Here is a 16,675-nt window from a genome sequence, read left to right on the forward strand (position 1 = left end):
CCACCGTACGGCGGGCCACTGACAGCCGGGCCTGTCCGGCCGGCCGTACGGTGACGGGCCGCGGTCAGCCGACGGCGTCCCGCACGATGTCGGGGTTGTTGGTGATGATCCCGTCCACGCCGAAACCGGCCACGCGCGTGGCGGCCGCCGCGTCGTTCACGGTCCAGGTGCTGACCCGCAGCCGCTTGCCGTGGGCGCCCTTGAGGGCGTGCACCGCGGCGACGTACTCGGCGCTGAGGGACGTGTGCGTGGGGTTGATCTGGTCGGTGAACGCCGCGTAAGAGGGCAGGTCGGCGACCGCGGGGGTGCCGAGGAAACCGGTCGTGATGTCGGGGCGCTGCTGGTGCACCGCCTTGACGCTGTCCGCGCCGAAGCTCTGGATGACGAGCCTGCTGCGCACGTGGCTCCGGTCGAGCCAGCCCTCCTCGCCGAGGACGCGCAGGGTGTCCTTCTCGATGCCGGGGTAGAGCTCCGGCTTCTTGATCTCCAGGAGCAGCTTCTGGTTGTTCTCGTCCACGCGCTCGAGGTACTGCTTCAGCGTCGGCACCCGGGCCCCCGCCCATTCGGCACCGCGCCAGCTGCCCGCGTCCAGGGTGGCGATCTCCGCGGCGGTGAACTCCTTCACCTTCCACGGCGCGCGGTCGGGGAAGCGCTGCTCCACGTCGGTGGTCCTCGCGAGCGAGTCGTCGTGCACGACGACGAGCTCACCGTCCTTGGTGCGCTGGACGTCGTTCTCCACCCAGGCGAAGCCCATCTCGTCGGCGAGGTCGACCGCTGCGAGGGTGTTCTCCGGTGCGTAGGCGGACGCGCCGCGGTGGGCGATCACCTGCGGAGCGTCCTCGCGGCCGGCGGTGGACTGCTCGGTTCCGGCCGCGGATGCGGGCAGGACCAGCGCGGTGAGTCCCAGAGTCGTGGCGGCCAGTACAGCGACGGGGCGTGCGTACACGGGGTCTTCCTCACGTCGTCGGATCACGGACGGGCCGAGAATGGCAGTTCCCGGCCAACGAGGCACAGGCGAAGTATGGCCACAAGGTGAACGGGTCCGCCCCCGGGCAGTCTTGGGCGACTCCCGGCGGAGCCGGGGGAGCGGACGCTGCGCCCAAGGGTCGACAAATCTCTGTGCAGACGTCCGCCCGCACTTCCATGAGCAGTTCCGAGCGCCGTACGCTCGCCCAGAACCAGACGTTCCATCCAAGATCGCGGGGATCGTAGGGCGCCGGGGATCGCACGGGACGAAGGGTGCAGGGGATGCAGGGCACGGTGGACGGTTTCGGCTACGGCCTCGTCACCCCGGTGGCGGCCTACCTGATGGCATGCCTCGGAGGAGCACTGGGACTGCGCTGCACGACGCGGTCCGTCCGGGGTGAGGGCTCGTTCCGGCCGGGCTGGCTGGCGCTCGGCGCGACGGCGATCGGCTCGGGCGTGTGGAGCATGCATTTCATCGCGATGATGGGTTTCACCGTCGAAGAGGTCCCCATCGGCTACGACAGGGCGACCACGTTCGCCAGCCTGGCCGTCGGCATCGTGATGGCGGGCATCGGGATCTTCATCGTCGGCCACCGCGGCGCGACCAGGATGTCCCTCGTCACCGGTGGGACGATCACCGGACTCGGGGTGGCGTCCATGCACTACCTCGGCATGGACGGGATGCGGCTGCCGGGACGCATCGAGTACGACACCCTCACGGTCGCCCTGTCCGTCGTGGTCGCCGTCGTCGCGGCCACCGCGGCGCTCTGGGCCGCCGTGTCGGTCCACGGCTTCATGGTCAGCCTGGGGGCCAGCATGCTCATGGGCCTCGCGGTGAGCGGAATGCACTACACCGGAATGGCCGCGGTGAGCGTCCATGTCCACGAAGCGGTGGACGCCGCGGTCGCCGGCGATCCGCCCTCCGAACTCCTCGCCCCGGTGCTCGTCGGACCCGCCGTGTTCCTGCTGATCGCCGGTATCGCGGTCCTTTTCGACCCCCTGCTGGTGACCGGCGGGCCGGACCCGCGCGGGCACGGCGACGTCAGGGCCCTGCGCCCCGACCTTCCCGCGCCGGGGGTCCGGCGGCCCGCCGCCCGGGCCGCCGGAAGGGGTGCGGGACGGGACGCCCGGGGAGCGGACCGCCGCTGAGGCGGGCGGTCCGCCGCCGTTAGGACCCCGACTGTCAGTGGGTGGTCGTACGGTTGTTGCATGCGGCCCGTTTCCAAGATCGAACGTACGGTGGCGCCTTTCGAGGTCGTCAGCCACTTCCAGCCCAGCGGTGACCAGCCGACGGCCATCGCCGAGCTGGAGCGACGCATCCGTGCCGGTGAGAAGGACGTCGTCCTGCTCGGAGCGACGGGCACGGGCAAGTCGGCGACCACGGCCTGGATGATCGAGAAGCTCCAGCGCCCCACCCTGGTCATGGCGCCCAACAAGACCCTGGCCGCCCAGCTGGCGAACGAGTTCCGCGAGCTCCTGCCGAACAACGCGGTGGAGTACTTCGTCTCGTACTACGACTACTACCAGCCCGAGGCGTACGTCCCGCAGTCGGACACCTACATCGAGAAGGACTCCTCGATCAACGAGGAGGTCGAGCGGCTGCGGCACTCCGCGACCAATTCCCTCCTCACCCGGCGCGACGTCGTCGTGGTCGCCTCCGTCTCCTGCATCTACGGCCTCGGCACCCCGCAGGAGTACGTGGACCGGATGGTGCAGCTCAAGGTCGGCGACGAGATCGACCGCGACCAGCTGCTGCGCCGCTTCGTCGACATCCAGTACACCCGCAACGACCTGGCCTTCCAGCGCGGCACCTTCCGTGTGCGCGGCGACACCATCGAGATCTTCCCGGTCTACGAGGAGCTCGCCGTCCGCATCGAGATGTTCGGCGACGAGATCGAGGCGCTGTCCACGCTGCACCCCCTCACCGGCGAGATCCTCAGTGAGGACCAGTCGCTGTACGTGTTCCCCGCCAGCCACTACGTGGCGGGCCCCGAGCGGATGGAGAAGGCGGTCAACGGCATCGAGGCCGAGCTGGAGCAGCGCCTCGCCGAGCTCGACAAGCAGGGCAAGCTGCTGGAGTCCCAGCGGCTGCGCATGCGGACCACGTACGACATCGAGATGATGCGCCAGATCGGCTCCTGCTCCGGCATCGAGAACTACTCGATGCACTTCGACGACCGCGAGCCCGGGTCCCCGCCGAACACCCTCCTCGACTACTTCCCCGAGGACTTCCTGCTCGTCATCGACGAGTCGCACGTCACGGTTCCGCAGATCGGCGCGATGTACGAGGGCGACGCGTCCCGCAAGCGCACACTCGTCGACCACGGCTTCCGGCTGCCGTCCGCCCTCGACAACCGCCCGCTGAAGTGGGAGGAGTTCAAGGAGCGCATCGGCCAGACCGTCTATCTCTCGGCGACACCGGGCACCTACGAACTGTCCCGCGGCGACGGCTTCGTGGAGCAGATCATCCGCCCCACCGGGCTCATCGACCCACAGGTCGTCGTCAAGCCGACCGAGGGCCAGATCGACGACCTGGTGCACGAGATCCGCGAGCGCACGGAGAAGGACGAGCGGGTCCTGGTGACCACGCTCACCAAGAAGATGGCCGAGGACCTCACCGACTACTTCCTCGAGCTCGGCATCCAGGTCCGCTATCTGCACAGCGACGTGGACACGCTGCGCCGTGTCGAGCTGCTGCGGGAGCTGCGCTCCGGCGAGTACGACGTCCTGGTCGGCATCAACCTGCTCCGTGAGGGTCTCGACCTGCCGGAGGTGTCGCTGGTCGCGATCCTCGACGCCGACAAGGAGGGCTTCCTGCGCTCCGGCACCTCCCTGATCCAGACCATCGGCCGCGCGGCGCGCAACGTCTCCGGCCAGGTCCATATGTACGCGGACAAGATCACGCCGGCGATGGAGAAGGCCATCGAGGAGACCAACCGCCGCCGCGAGAAGCAGATCGCGTACAACACGGAGAACGGCATCGACCCCCAGCCGCTCCGCAAGAAGATCAACGACATCGTCGCGACCATCGCGCGCGAGGAGATCGACACCGAGGAACTGCTGGGCACCGGCTACCGCCAGGCGAAGGCGGAGAAGCCCGGCAAGGGTGCCAAGGCGCCCGTCCCCTCGCTCGGCGCCGGCCGCAAGGGCGAGATCCTCAGCGACCGCCCCGCGGCCGAACTCGCCGGGATCATCGAGGAGATGACGGACCGGATGCGCGCGGCCGCCGCGGAGCTCCAGTTCGAGGTGGCCGCCCGACTGCGCGACGAGGTGGGCGAGTTGAAGAAGGAGCTCCGCCAGATGAAGGAGGCAGGGCTCGCCTGAGCCCGCTGGGCGGGATGTGACGGGTGCACACACCTGGTGTGTTGCAAGACCGACACAAAAACGGGGGACCGCGTCGCGCTGTCGGTGCGACTGCGTAGGGTGCTTCAACAACCGCACACATGGGCGGTGGCAAATCGCGAGAAGGGGACAGCGCGTGACGGTCAACATGACCAAGGGCCAGGCCATCAGCCTGCAGAAGAGTGACGGGGGCACCCTCACGGCGGTGCGGATGGGCCTCGGCTGGCAGGCAGCGCCCCGCCGCGGTCTGTTCGGCTCGCGCACCCGGGAGGTCGACCTGGACGCCTCCGCGGTGCTGTTCGCCGACAAGCAGCCGGTGGACGTGGTCTTCTTCCGCCACCTCGTCAGCGACGACGGCTCCGTCAAGCACACCGGTGACAACCTGGTCGGCGGCGCCGGTTCCGGCGGCGACGACGAGGCGATCCTCGTCGACCTCCAGCGGGTCCCGGTCCACATCGACCAGATCGTCTTCACGGTGAACTCGTTCACCGGCCAGACGTTCCAGGAGGTGCAGAACGCCTTCTGCCGCATCGTCGACGAGACCAACGGCCAGGAGCTCGCCCGGTACACCCTCGACGGCGGTGGCCAGTACACCGCGCAGATCATGGCGAAGGTGCACCGCGCCGGCGCCGGCTGGCAGATGACGGCCCTCGGCAACCCGGCCAACGGCCGTACGTTCCAGGACCTGATGCCCGCGATCCTGCCGCACCTGTAGGAACCGGCGGCATTCAGAGTCGGACCGCAGCTCCCGGAGGCACAGCCGCCGGGAGCTGCCCGCGTACCAACCGCAACAGCAGCGCACCGAGGGGACAGAGCGATGACGGCCGAGCTGGTCCGGGGGCAGAACCACCCCTTGCCCGACAGCCGACTTGAGATCCGCGTGTCGGCCGGCCATCCGGTCGTCGCCTGCGCCACCTGCTCCGACGAGCGGGGGGCCGCGCGTGAGGACTGGGTGGCCCACCCCGGCGCCACCGGCCTGCCCGGCGTCGAGGTGCCGGAGCGCGCCGAGCGGTCCCCCCGTTTCGCTGTCGACCTGGACGCGGTGCCCGCGGAGGTGCACCAGGTCAACCTGCTGCTCGCCCTCCCCGTGGGCGCCGGCGGCCCCGACCGCTTCGGCGTCACCGCCGCGCCCTTCGTCGCGGTCATGGCCAAGGACGGCTCCGAGCTGGCCAGTTTCACCATCACCGGTCTGGACACCGAGACCGCGCTCGTCGCCGTCGAGCTGTACCGCCGCCAGGGTGCGTGGAAGGTCCGCGCCGTGGGCCAGGGGTACGCGGGCGGGCTCGCCCAGCTGCTGGCCGACCAGGGCATGGCCCAGGCCGACCGGACGGCGGCGGCCATCCAGGAGACCGCCGTGCCACGCGCGCACCGTGCGGAGCCGGCCCGGCTGCACACGGCCGCCGACGCCGCCGGAGCGGCGTCCGGCCCGGACCAGCCGTCCCCCGCGGACGCCACGCTCAGCGGCGGCCTCGCCGCCCCCCAGCCCGCCGGCGCCGATCCCGCTCCGCAGACGCCCACGCCCGACGCCCCGCAGATGCCCGGCGGTCCCATCAACTACGCCCATCCGCGCAGGCAGTCGGCGCCGCCCCCGCCGGCCCCCACGGCACAGCCCGCGGAGCCCGGGCGCCCGCCCACGCCGGTGGCGGGCGACGCGAGCGGCTGGTCCATGGAGGAGCGGCTCTACAACCAGGTCTGGGGGATGTTCGAGGACCTCGCCCGGGCCGTCGCCGCGTACCGCAGCGCCGTCGAGTTCGCCGAGTCCCGGATGGACAAGGAGCTCGACAGCGTCCTGTCCGACCCGCGCAGCCGCATCGGCAGCACCGGCGACGCCGCGAGGGCCGCGGCACGGGCCAAGTGCGAGCAGCTGACCGACCAGGCCCGCCAGGTCCTCGACCGCGACCTCGCCCAGCTGGCGGCGGAGTCCGAGGTCGTCGAGCCGGCGCTGCCGCCCGCGTTCGCCCGCTGGGACAACCCGTGCTGGCACGCCTACCGCGTCCCCATGGAGATCCCGATGGCGCTGCGCCTCGGCGACCTCCATCTGCCGGAGAGCCCCGAGCTGCGGATCCCCTGCCTGGTGCGCCTGCCGCTGGAGCGCGGCCTGTGGGTGGACAGCGGCCGCTCGAGCTCGGACGCCGCGATGGCGGTGGACGAGGCGCGGCTGCGCCGGCTCGCCGTCGACTCGGCGGTCGCGCTCGCCGCCCGGCTGCTCGCCGTGTACCCGCCCGGCGAGTTCACCGTCCACGCCATCGACCCGGCCGGCTCCGCCGCCGCCTCCCTGGCGCCGCTGGTGGAATCCGGGGCCCTCGCCGGTCCGCCGGCCGCCGGCGCCCAGGGCGTGAGCGCCGTCCTTGCCAAGCTCACCGAGCGGGTCGACCTGGTGACGATGGCCGTGCGCGGCGGGGCGGCCGACTCGCTGCCCCCCGATCTCGACACCGGCGAGCAACTGCTGATCGTCAACGACTTCCCGCACGGCTTCGACGACCGCGCGGTCAACCAACTGCGCTATCTCGCCGACGAGGGCCCGGCCGTCGGGGTCCACCTGATGATGGTCGCGGACCGGGAGGACGCCACGGCCTACGGCCCGGTCCTCGATCCGCTGTGGCGTTCGCTGCTGCGTGTCACACCGGTCCCCGACGACCACCTGGCCGACCCGTGGGTGCGGCACGCGTGGACGTACGAGCCGCTGACGGTGCCCGAGGGCAGTGACGTGCTGCGCCAGGTCCTGACCCGCGTGACGGAGGCCCGCAGATCCTGGAACCGCTGACGCTGCCGCAGGCCGGGCCGGGCCGAGCCGGGCCGGGCCGGGCCGCCCAGCGTGGGGCAGCCCGGCGTGCGTCTCCGTCCCTGCGGCGCAAGGTGCGCGTCTCCGACCGCGCCGCGGCAGGCGAGCGTGTGGCGGCCGCCCGGCCTCGTGTCGCCGAGCGTGGCGGCAGGCCCGCCTGTGCCGCTGACGGTGCCGTAGGCCGGCCCGGCCTTGTGCCGCCGAGCGTGTGGCGGCTGCTCGGCCCGTGTCGCCGAGCGTGGCGGCAGGCCCACCTGTGCCGCTGACGGTGCCGCGGGGCCGGCCTCGCGCCGCCGAGCGTGTGGCGGCTGCTCGGCCTCGTGTCGCCGAGCGTGGCGGCAGGCCCGCCTGCGCCGCTGACGGTGCCGTAGGCCGGCCGGCCCCGCGCCGCCGAGCGTCTAGGCGCGCCTTGCCGCGAGGCAGGCGAGCGGATTCTCCCCGCGCCTTGCCGCGAGGCAGGCGAGCGGATCCCGCCATGCAGAGGCCCGGCCTCGGCGTTGCCCCTGCCGTGGGCCCAAGCCCGCGCTCCCCGGCGCGCGGCGTCCCGGCCCGCTTCTCCGACCGTGCGGCAGGCGAGCCCACTCCCGGCCGCAGCGGCCCGGTCCACACCGCTGGCGCTGCCGCCGGCCGGCCCGCGCCGCCCGGCGGGCGCAGCGGCCGGGACTGCGCCTTCAGTCCCGCGGCAGGCGAGCGCACCTCTGGGCGCAACGCCCGGTCCACGCCGATGACGCTGCCGTAGGCACCTGACCCTGCGCAGCTGAGCTGTGGCGGCCCGGCCTGCCCCCGGCTGTCTGGCAGCAGCCGCACGGCGTCGACAGTGCGGCAGGCCGACCCGGCACCCCCGCCGCGCGGCGGCCCGGTCCACGCCGCTCACGTTGCCGCCGGCCGAGCCCGCGCCGCCCGGCGGGTGCGGCGACCGGGCCTGCGCTCCCCGGCAGTGCGGCAGGCGAGCGTACCCCCTGCCGCGGGCAGGCCCCGCCCGACCTGGTCACTTGACCTCTGCTTTACCTCGGCCTTTACCTTTACTTGGTCTTTCATGTACCTTCTTTACGCGGAGGGGAGTACTCCCGACTCGCGGCGTGCCCGTCAATACGGACCGACAGACAGGTCCCGGGGCGTCGGCCCGTGGCGCACGCCCGGGTGGAGGAGACCTCCGGCAGCGACGACGCTGATCAGTAGCCGTACGACGCCGGAGGCGCAGTGGACGTTTCAATGAACCTCTGGGTGCTGACCATTCTCGGTCTGAGCGCCCTCATCGCGGTCGACTTCTTCATCGGGCGGAAGCCCCACGACGTGTCGATCAAGGAAGCCGGCATCTGGACCGTGGTCTGGATCGCGCTGGCCGCGCTCTTCGGTCTCGGCCTGCTGTTCGCCGGTGAGAGCCAGGCGTCAGGCGAGTTCTTCGCCGGCTTCATCACCGAGAAGTCGCTGAGCGTCGACAACCTCTTCGTCTTCGTCCTGATCATGGCGAAGTTCGCGGTGCCGTCCCACCTCCAGCAGCGGGTGCTGCTGATCGGTGTGCTCATCGCCCTGGTGCTGCGCGCCATATTCATCGCCGCCGGTGCGGCGATCATCGCCAGCTTCTCCTGGGTCTTCTACATCTTCGGCGCGTTCCTGATCTACACCGCCTGGAAGCTCATCCAGGAGGCGCGGTCGGACGAGGAGGAGGAGTTCGAGGAGAACAAGCTCCTCAAGTCGATCGAGCACCGCTTCGGCGTCGCCGACAAGTACCACGGCACCAAGCTCTTCATCCGTAACAACGGGAAGCGCATCCTGACGCCGCTGATGGTCGTCATGCTCGCCATCGGCACCACCGATGTGCTCTTCGCGCTGGACTCGATCCCCGCGATCTTCGGTCTGACCCAGGACCCGTACATCGTCTTCACGGCGAACGCCTTCGCCCTGATGGGTCTGCGGCAGCTGTACTTCCTCATCGGCGGACTGCTCAAGAAGCTGGTCCACCTCAGCTACGGCCTGTCGGTGATCCTCGGATTCATCGGTGTGAAGCTGGTGTTGCACGCCCTGCACGAGAGCGGTGTGCACGTCCCGGAGATCTCCATCCCGGTCTCGCTGGCGGTGATCTGTGGCGTGCTGATCATCACCACGGTCACCAGCCTGATCGCCTCCAAGAAGCAGGCGGAGCGTGAGGCGGCCGAGGGCACGCAGAAGGACAGCATCGAGGCCTGAGCCTGACGGTCTGCGCATACCGCGCAGCCCGCGGAACACGCACCGGCGGGTGCGGACGGCAGCACCGTCCGCACCCGCCGTCGTTCGTTGCCCGGCACCTCGTACTGTGACCGTGCCCCACGACAACACCCGGCCGAGACCGAGGACGTGATCGTCATCGCCGTACGTACAGGCGTGAAGGAGCCCCTGCCCGCGCTGCGGCTGTACCGGTCCGTCGGGCAGCCGCGAGCAGCCGTCCTGCTGCTGCACGGCGGCCGCGCCGACGCTCTGGAGCCACCGCCCGCCCTCAACCTCCCGCTCGCGCGGATGAGGCCGTTCGTACGGGCCATAGGCCGCGCCACGGCCGGCCGGCCCGTGGCGCTGGGCCGGGTCCGCTACGGCCACCGCGGCTGGAACGGCGAGCGCGCCGACGCCGCCCGTGACGCCCGACTGGCGATGGACGAACTGGCCACACTGGCCGGTGCCGTGCCGACGGTCCTGGTGGGCCACTCCATGGGCGCACGGGCCGCCCTGCACGCGGCGGGCCACCCGCAGGTGAAAGCGGTCGTGGGCCTCGCCCCCTGGTGCCCGCCGGAGGACCCGGTCGACCACCTCGCCGGCAGGACCGTGGTGCTGCTGCACGGGGACCGCGACCGGATCACCGACCCGGCGCAGACGTGGGCCTTCGCCGCACGGGCCCGAGCAGCGGGCGCCGACGTCCGCGAACTGCCGATGCCCGGGGGTGACCATGCGATGCTCCGCGGCGCGGCCGACTGGCACGCGCACACCACACGCCTGGTGCTCGAACTGCTCGGCACCGCAAGCTGACCGGCCTCGCACGGACGGGCCGCCGCCTGCCGTCGCTGCCGACGTCGGACCGGCGACTGCCCGGCTGCTCCGGCCCCTGCCGTCACGCCGACGGCTGCCCCCCGGCCTGCCGCCGTACCAGCGGCTGCTCCGCCGCCTGCCGTCCTACCGGCGGCTGCTCCCGCCGCCTGGCGTCAGGTCGGTGGGAGCCCGGCAGCTCCCACCGCCTCCCGTCGGGCCGGACAGACAGGCAGGGGACGGCCGTCCTACCAGCCGCGTGCCCGCCACTCGGCCAGATGCGGCCGCTCCTCGCCCAGGCTGGTGTCCTTGCCGTGCCCCGGGTAGACCCAGGTCTCGTCGGGGAGGCGGGCGAACAGCTTCTCCTCGACGCCGTCGAGCAGGCTCGTGAACGCCTTCGGGTCGTCGCGGGTGTTGCCCACGCCGCCCGGGAACAGGCAGTCACCGGTGAAGACGTGCGGGTGGCCGTGCGGGTCGTCGTAGACGAGCACGATGGAACCCGGAGTGTGACCGACGAGGTGACGGGCGGTCAGCTCCACCCGCCCCACCCGGATCGTGTCGCCGTCGTCGACGGGCACGTCGGTGGGGACGGGGATGCCGTCCGCGTCATGACGCCCGGCGTAGGTACGCGCGCCGGTCGCCCGCACCACCTCCTCCAGCGCCTGCCAGTGGTCGCCGTGCCGGTGCGTGGTCACGACGGAGGCGATGGAGTCGTCGCCGATCAGCTGCAGCAGTGTCTCCGGGTCGGCCGCGGCGTCGATCAGCAACTGCTCGCCAGTGGCCCTGCAGCGCAACAGATAGGCGTTGTTGTCCATCGGTCCGACCGCGACCTTGGAGATCATCAGGTCGGCGAGTTCGTGCACGTCCGCCGGGCCGCCGACCTTCACCGCTCCGCTGTATGTCATGCGTCTCAGCCTATAGCGGGGGCAGTGCGGGGAGCGGGCCTGTGGCGCACTCCAGGGCCGAGCCGTCGCGGCGGCCGGACAGCCAGCCCAGGACGTCGGCGGGGGAGCCGGAGACGGTGACTGGTGCGCCCTCGGAACCGCCCGTACGCCACTCGCCGCCGGCGGTGACGATCCGGGTCGGCGGGACGTCGGAGCGGCCGCTCCAGCGCTCTGCCAGGAACTCGGTCTCCCGCTCGGTGAACTCCTTCGGCAGGTCCTCCAGCTCGTAGCCGGCTCCCAGGTCGACATGGTGCAGTTCGACCTCGACGAGGCGGCGGAACGGCACCCGGGCGGCGCGGTCGGTCACGCCGTTGCGCAGTTCCACGGTGCGCTCCCAGTCGCCGGAGGCGCGGCCCGCCTCCTGGAAGCGCTCGGCGGAGGCCCGCAGGTCGTCGAGCTGCTCGGGGAGCGGGCGGGGCGCGTCACGCTCGATGTCGGCGTCGCGCGCCTCACCTGTGACATACATCGGCCGGCCTTCGAGAACATTTACGAGCGCGTCGGCGTTACGGGAGATGTGGGCCAGTACATGACCTCGGGTCCAGCCCGGCAGCCGTGACGGTCCGGCCACGGCCGCGTTGTCCAGTCCGGCGGCTGCGGTGAGGAGCCGGTCCGTCGCTTCACGTACAGAGCGCAGGTCGCTCACAGGATCGATCATGAGGTCGACCCTAGCCCCGCCCACTCGATCGGGTGAAGGTCTCGGCGGACGTCCTGAAATCGAATGCGCGTGCTATACGCTCGGTGGAGGCATCCTTGAAAGTCAGGCATTCATCTTCTGGCGGCCCCCATAGGCTGGGAATCAGCCTCGGACGGGGGCTGTGCCTCCGCTTCTACTCAGAAAGGTGCGGACCGGCGTGGCCGACCGTCTCATCGTTCGTGGCGCTCGCGAGCACAACCTGAAAAACGTCTCGCTCGACCTCCCGCGTGACTCCCTCATCGTGTTCACCGGGCTCTCGGGGTCTGGCAAGTCGTCCCTCGCGTTCGACACGATCTTCGCCGAGGGGCAGCGTCGGTACGTCGAGTCGCTCTCCTCCTACGCCCGGCAGTTCCTCGGACAGATGGACAAGCCGGACGTCGACTTCATCGAGGGCCTCTCCCCGGCCGTCTCGATCGACCAGAAGTCGACCTCGCGCAACCCGCGCTCCACGGTCGGCACCATCACCGAGGTCTACGACTACCTCCGTCTGCTGTTCGCGCGCATCGGCAAGCCGCACTGTCCCGAGTGCCGCAGGCCCATCTCGCGCCAGTCGCCGCAGGCGATCGTCGACAAGGTTCTCGAGCTGCCCGAGGGCAGCCGCTTCCAGGTGCTCTCGCCGCTGGTGCGCGAGCGCAAGGGCGAGTTCGTCGACCTCTTCTCCGACCTGCAGACCAAGGGCTACAGCCGGGCGCGGGTCGACGGGAAGACGATCCAGCTCGCCGAGCCGCCCACACTCAAGAAGCAGGAGAAGCACACCATCGAGGTGGTCGTCGACCGCCTCACGGTGAAGGACTCCGCCAAGCGCCGGCTCACCGACTCCGTCGAGACCGCGCTCGGACTCTCCGGCGGCATGGTCGTGCTCGACTTCGTCGACCTCCCCGAGGAGGACCCCGAGCGCGAGCGGATGTACTCGGAGCACCTGTACTGCCCGTACGACGACCTGTCCTTCGAGGAGCTCGAGCCCCGCTCCTTCTCCTTCAACTCGCCCTTCGGCGCCTGCCCCGACTGCACCGGCATCGGCACCCGCATGGAGGTCGACCCCGAGCTGATCGTCCCCGACGAGGAGAAGTCCCTCGACGAAGGCGCGATCCACCCCTGGTCGCACGGCCACACCAAGGAGTACTTCGGCCGCCTGATCGACGGGCTCGCCCAGGCGCTCGGCTTCTCCACGGACATGCCGTGGGCGGGGCTGCCCGCCCGGGCCAAGAAGGCCCTGCTCCACGGCCACAAGACCCAGCTCGAGGTCCGCTACCGCAACCGCTACGGACGCGAGCGCGCCTGGACCACCCCCGCCTTCGAAGGGGCCGTGCAGTTCGTCAAGCGGCGGCACTCCGAGGCCGAGAGCGACTCCAGCAGGGAGCGCTTCGAGGGCTATATGCGCGAGGTGCCGTGCCCCACCTGTGAGGGCACCCGCCTCAAGCCGATCGTCCTCGCGGTCACCGTGATGGAGAAGTCCATCGCCGAGGTCTCCGCGATGTCCATCAGCGAGTGCGCCGAGTTCCTCGGCCGCCTCAAGCTGAACGCCCGCGACAAGAAGATCGCCGAGCGGGTCCTCAAGGAGGTCAACGAGCGGCTGCGCTTCCTCGTCGACGTCGGCCTGGACTATCTGTCGCTCAACCGCGCTGCCGGCACCCTGTCCGGTGGCGAGGCCCAGCGGATCCGGCTCGCCACCCAGATCGGCTCCGGTCTCGTCGGTGTGCTCTACGTCCTCGACGAGCCGTCCATCGGTCTCCACCAGCGGGACAACCACCGGCTGATCGAGACCCTCGTCCGGCTGCGCGACATGGGTAACACGCTCATCGTCGTGGAGCACGACGAGGACACGATCAAGGTCGCGGACTGGGTCGTCGACATCGGCCCCGGCGCGGGTGAGCACGGTGGCAAGGTCGTGCACTCCGGGTCGCTGAAGCAGCTGCTGTCCAACAAGGAGTCGATCACCGGGCAGTACCTCTCCGGGAAGCGGTCCATCCCGACCCCGGAGCTGCGCCGCCCGGTCGACCCGTCACGCAGCCTGACCGTGCACGGCGCCCGGGAGAACAACCTCCGGGACATCGACGTCGCGTTCCCGCTCGGCGTCCTCACGGCCGTCACCGGAGTCTCCGGCTCCGGAAAGTCGACCCTCGTCAACGACATCCTCTACACCCACCTCGCCCGTGAGCTGAACGGCGCGAAGTCGGTGCCGGGCCGGCACACCCGGGTCGACGGCGACGACCTCGTCGACAAGGTGGTCCACGTCGACCAGTCGCCCATCGGCCGCACCCCGCGGTCGAACCCGGCGACGTACACGGGAGTCTTCGACCACGTCCGCAGGCTCTTCGCGGAGACGATGGAGGCCAAGGTCCGCGGCTATCTGCCGGGCCGGTTCTCCTTCAACGTCAAGGGCGGCCGCTGCGAGAACTGCTCCGGCGACGGCACCATCAAGATCGAGATGAACTTCCTGCCGGACGTCTACGTCCCGTGCGAGGTCTGCCACGGAGCGCGGTACAACCGCGAGACGCTGGAGGTCCACTACAAGGGGAAGTCCATCGCCGAGGTCCTGGACATGCCGATCGAGGAGGCGCTGCACTTCTTCGAGGCCGTCCCGACGATCTCCCGCCATCTGCGCACCCTCAACGAGGTGGGCCTCGGCTACGTCAGGCTCGGCCAGTCCGCGCCGACGCTGTCGGGCGGTGAGGCGCAGCGTGTGAAGCTGGCGTCCGAGCTGCAGAAGCGGTCCACCGGCCGCACGGTCTACGTCCTGGACGAGCCGACCACCGGTCTGCACTTCGAGGACATCAGCAAGCTGATCAACGTGCTGTCCGACCTCGTCGACAAGGGGAACTCGGTGATCGTCATCGAGCACAACCTCGACGTCATCAAGACGGCGGACTGGGTCGTGGACATGGGCCCCGAAGGCGGCAGCGGCGGCGGCCTGGTGATCGCCGAGGGCACTCCCGAGCAGGTCGCGGGCGTCCCGGCGAGCCACACCGGCAAGTTCCTGCGCGACATCCTCGACGCGGACCGGATCAGCGACGCGGCGGCTGCGGTGCCGGCGGCGCGTAAGCCGACGAGGTCGGCGAAGGCGGGGACGTCGGCGAAGGCAGCGGCGACGGCGGCGAAGCCTGCGAAGAAGACGGCGGCGCGGGCGGCCCGGAAGGCGTGACGTGAGTGGGGGTGCGGTTCCGCTGTGCGGGGCCGCCCCCCGACCCTCCCCCCACGGCCCGGTGGCCGTGGGGGGACAGTCGTACCCGGCCCCTGTTCACGGGGGCTCCGCCCGCGTCGACCCTCTCCTCGACTCGACCGGGATCGCCCGGCGGCAGTGGTCGCAGCGCTCACGTCCACCCGCCCGACGCGGCGGCGATCTCCGCCGGTATCGTCGGGTCTGTCAGGGGCGGCAAGGCCCCCGGCCGACCCGCGATCTCGATCACGCCCCACTCGACCCACCCATGGAGTCCCCATGTCCCCGACCGCCCGCCGTGCCGTCCTGAAGGGCGCCGCCTTCGCCGGGGCCGCCGGGCTGGGGATCGTCGGATGTTCCACCGAATCCAAGCTGGGACACGCGGAGGTGCCCACTCCCACCGCACCCGTGGACCTGGGCCCGGCGGAAGCCGTACCGGTTGGCGGGGCCAAGCTGTACCGGGAGCAGCGTCTGATCGTGCACTGCCCCGCCAAGGGCGAGTACAAGGCCTTCAGCGCCCAGTGCACCCACGCCGGCTGCGTCCTCGACAAGGTGGAGGGCACCGAGGGCAACTGCCCCTGCCACGGCAGCCGCTTCGACGTGACGAGCGGCAAGGCACTGAAGGGTCCGGCCACCGTTCCGCTGCCCGAGGTCCCGGTCAGGGCCGAGGGCGGCAAGCTCGTCGCGGGCCCCGGCGCCTGACCGGCGCCACCACGCGCCTGCGGGAGACGCGGCTCAGTCCCAGTCCCAGGCGATGCCCAGGATCCCCGGGCGGACCCCCTGCTCCACGAGGTGCACCGTGCGGTGCCGCGCGCCGGGTGTGAGCGGCGTGCTGGCGCCCCGCGGTGCCCCTGTCGTGGCCCGGGAGAAGCGGTGGCACCGTTTGGGCAGGGCGCCCTGCTCGAAGCGCACCTGGAGCATGTACTGCCCGCCCGCGGAGCTGAAGCCGCGTACGTACTCGGTGCTCGGGCCGCCGGTCCCGTCCTCGAAACCGTAGCCGAAGACGTACGTCTCGCCCTCCCGCAGCGGGGCGTCGAAGATCAGCTCGGCGACCACGATGCCGCTCGTCCGGTCCCACCGCACCTGCCCCGGCCGGCAGTTCTCCAGGGCGCTCACCTCCACGGCCGCCGGGTCGCAGCCCCTCCCGCCGCGGTGGACGGCGAGGCAGCGGTCGACGCCGTCGCGGTGGGCCCGTACGACCTGCTGCGATTCCCGTCCCAGCAGCTGCCGCCCCGCACCGATCCGCACCCGCTCCTGGTGCCCGACGGTGTGCAGGCCGTGGCTCTGGGTGGAGCGGAGACCGGTGAGGAGCCGTTCCGCCGCGTCCAGGGATGCCTCGAGCGTGTGGTGCGGGCGGGCGGCGGGCGGCTCCGTCCCGGGGCGCCCGCCGGCCTCGCCGCTGCCGAGCAGCCGCACCAGGGAGTGGGCCGGGAGGCCGAGGACCTCCTCCAGCGCTCGCACGGCCCGCAGCGACTCGGGGCGCTGCGGGCGCCGGGCGCCCTGCTGCCAGTAACTGAGGCTCGTCACGCCGACCTTGATCCCGCGGTGGGCGAGGTGGTGCTGGACGCGCTGGAGCGGCAGGCCCCGTACGGCGAGGGCGGCGCGGAGCGCGAGATGGAAGGGGCCGGTGTGCAGCACCTGTGCCAGCTCGGCCTCGGTGTGGCCCATGGATTCCTCCGGGGAAAGTGGAACGCCGGACGGAAGTGTTCACATCCGGATCGGGCCGTTCACAGCGGCGCGTAACCCCGCATTGAAGCGTGTTGACCTGCCCGCGACAAGGGCCGTCGCCCTTCGTTGTC

The 16,675-nt window shown here is 71.3% G+C and carries 12 protein-coding genes; 8 read left to right on the top strand and 4 right to left on the bottom strand.

Translation table 11 applies throughout. The features are described 5' to 3' along the window. Nucleotides 1-64 precede the first annotated feature (64 nt). Entirely contained in the window at nt 65-946 is an 882-nt protein-coding gene (locus tag SPRI_RS27640) for a glycerophosphodiester phosphodiesterase (protein WP_005318937.1), read from the bottom strand. A gap of 302 nt (nt 947-1,248) precedes the next feature. On the opposite strand from SPRI_RS27640, the gene SPRI_RS27645 reads away from it, so the two are divergent. The 6 genes from SPRI_RS27645 to SPRI_RS27670 all read left to right on the top strand — a co-directional run bounded on the left by SPRI_RS27645 (nt 1,249) and on the right by SPRI_RS27670 (nt 10,084). Further along, nucleotides 1,249-2,115 carry an MHYT domain-containing protein gene (locus tag SPRI_RS27645; protein WP_078535387.1) on the top strand — a complete coding sequence of 289 codons (867 nt, stop codon included), beginning with the start codon at nt 1,249-1,251 and terminating at the stop codon, nt 2,113-2,115. 60 nt (nt 2,116-2,175) lie between these two features. Further along, nucleotides 2,176-4,290, top strand: a complete 2,115-nt coding sequence (gene uvrB, locus SPRI_RS27650) for an excinuclease ABC subunit UvrB (protein WP_005318941.1) — start codon at nt 2,176-2,178, stop codon at nt 4,288-4,290. A gap of 154 nt (nt 4,291-4,444) precedes the next feature. Further along, nucleotides 4,445-5,023: a TerD family protein gene (locus SPRI_RS27655; RefSeq protein ID WP_005318943.1), complete on the top strand. Its 579-nt coding sequence runs from the start codon at nt 4,445-4,447 to the stop codon at nt 5,021-5,023. Between the two features lie 102 nt (nt 5,024-5,125). Continuing rightward, the gene (locus tag SPRI_RS27660) at nt 5,126-7,072 is read left to right on the top strand and encodes a TerD family protein (RefSeq protein ID WP_053557433.1); all 1,947 of its coding nucleotides are present in this window, start codon (nt 5,126-5,128) and stop codon (nt 7,070-7,072) included. Between the two features lie 1,218 nt (nt 7,073-8,290). Then, a complete protein-coding gene (locus SPRI_RS27665; protein WP_005318945.1) occupies nt 8,291-9,277 on the top strand; it encodes a TerC/Alx family metal homeostasis membrane protein in 987 nt (328 codons plus the stop codon). 147 nt (nt 9,278-9,424) lie between these two features. Further along, nucleotides 9,425-10,084 (top strand): alpha/beta hydrolase, encoded by a 660-nt coding sequence (locus SPRI_RS27670; RefSeq protein WP_238996258.1) that lies wholly within the window; start codon nt 9,425-9,427, stop codon nt 10,082-10,084. A 245-nt stretch (nt 10,085-10,329) separates the two neighbouring features. Here SPRI_RS27670 and SPRI_RS27675 read toward each other — a convergent pair whose 3' ends face one another. Further along, the gene (locus SPRI_RS27675; RefSeq protein ID WP_005318948.1) at nt 10,330-10,986 is read right to left on the bottom strand and encodes an MBL fold metallo-hydrolase; all 657 of its coding nucleotides are present in this window, start codon (nt 10,984-10,986) and stop codon (nt 10,330-10,332) included. 10 nt (nt 10,987-10,996) lie between these two features. After that, nucleotides 10,997-11,680, bottom strand: coding sequence for a maleylpyruvate isomerase family mycothiol-dependent enzyme (locus SPRI_RS27680; RefSeq protein WP_005318951.1), 684 nt, complete (start codon nt 11,678-11,680; stop codon nt 10,997-10,999). 196 nt (nt 11,681-11,876) lie between these two features. Here SPRI_RS27680 and uvrA point away from each other — a divergent pair, with 196 nt between their 5' ends. Continuing rightward, the gene (gene uvrA / locus SPRI_RS27685) at nt 11,877-14,861 is read left to right on the top strand and encodes an excinuclease ABC subunit UvrA (RefSeq protein ID WP_037774992.1); all 2,985 of its coding nucleotides are present in this window, start codon (nt 11,877-11,879) and stop codon (nt 14,859-14,861) included. A gap of 294 nt (nt 14,862-15,155) precedes the next feature. After that, nucleotides 15,156-15,578, top strand: a complete 423-nt coding sequence (locus tag SPRI_RS27690; protein ID WP_005318954.1) for a Rieske (2Fe-2S) protein — start codon at nt 15,156-15,158, stop codon at nt 15,576-15,578. 33 nt (nt 15,579-15,611) lie between these two features. On the opposite strand, the gene SPRI_RS27695 is transcribed toward SPRI_RS27690, so the two are convergent. Continuing rightward, a complete protein-coding gene (locus SPRI_RS27695; RefSeq protein ID WP_005318956.1) occupies nt 15,612-16,544 on the bottom strand; it encodes a hypothetical protein in 933 nt (310 codons plus the stop codon). Between the last annotated feature and the right edge of the window lie 131 nt (nt 16,545-16,675).

Origin of the sequence: Streptomyces pristinaespiralis, from assembly GCF_001278075.1 — a bacterium.
GTDB lineage: Bacteria > Actinomycetota > Actinomycetes > Streptomycetales > Streptomycetaceae > Streptomyces > Streptomyces pristinaespiralis.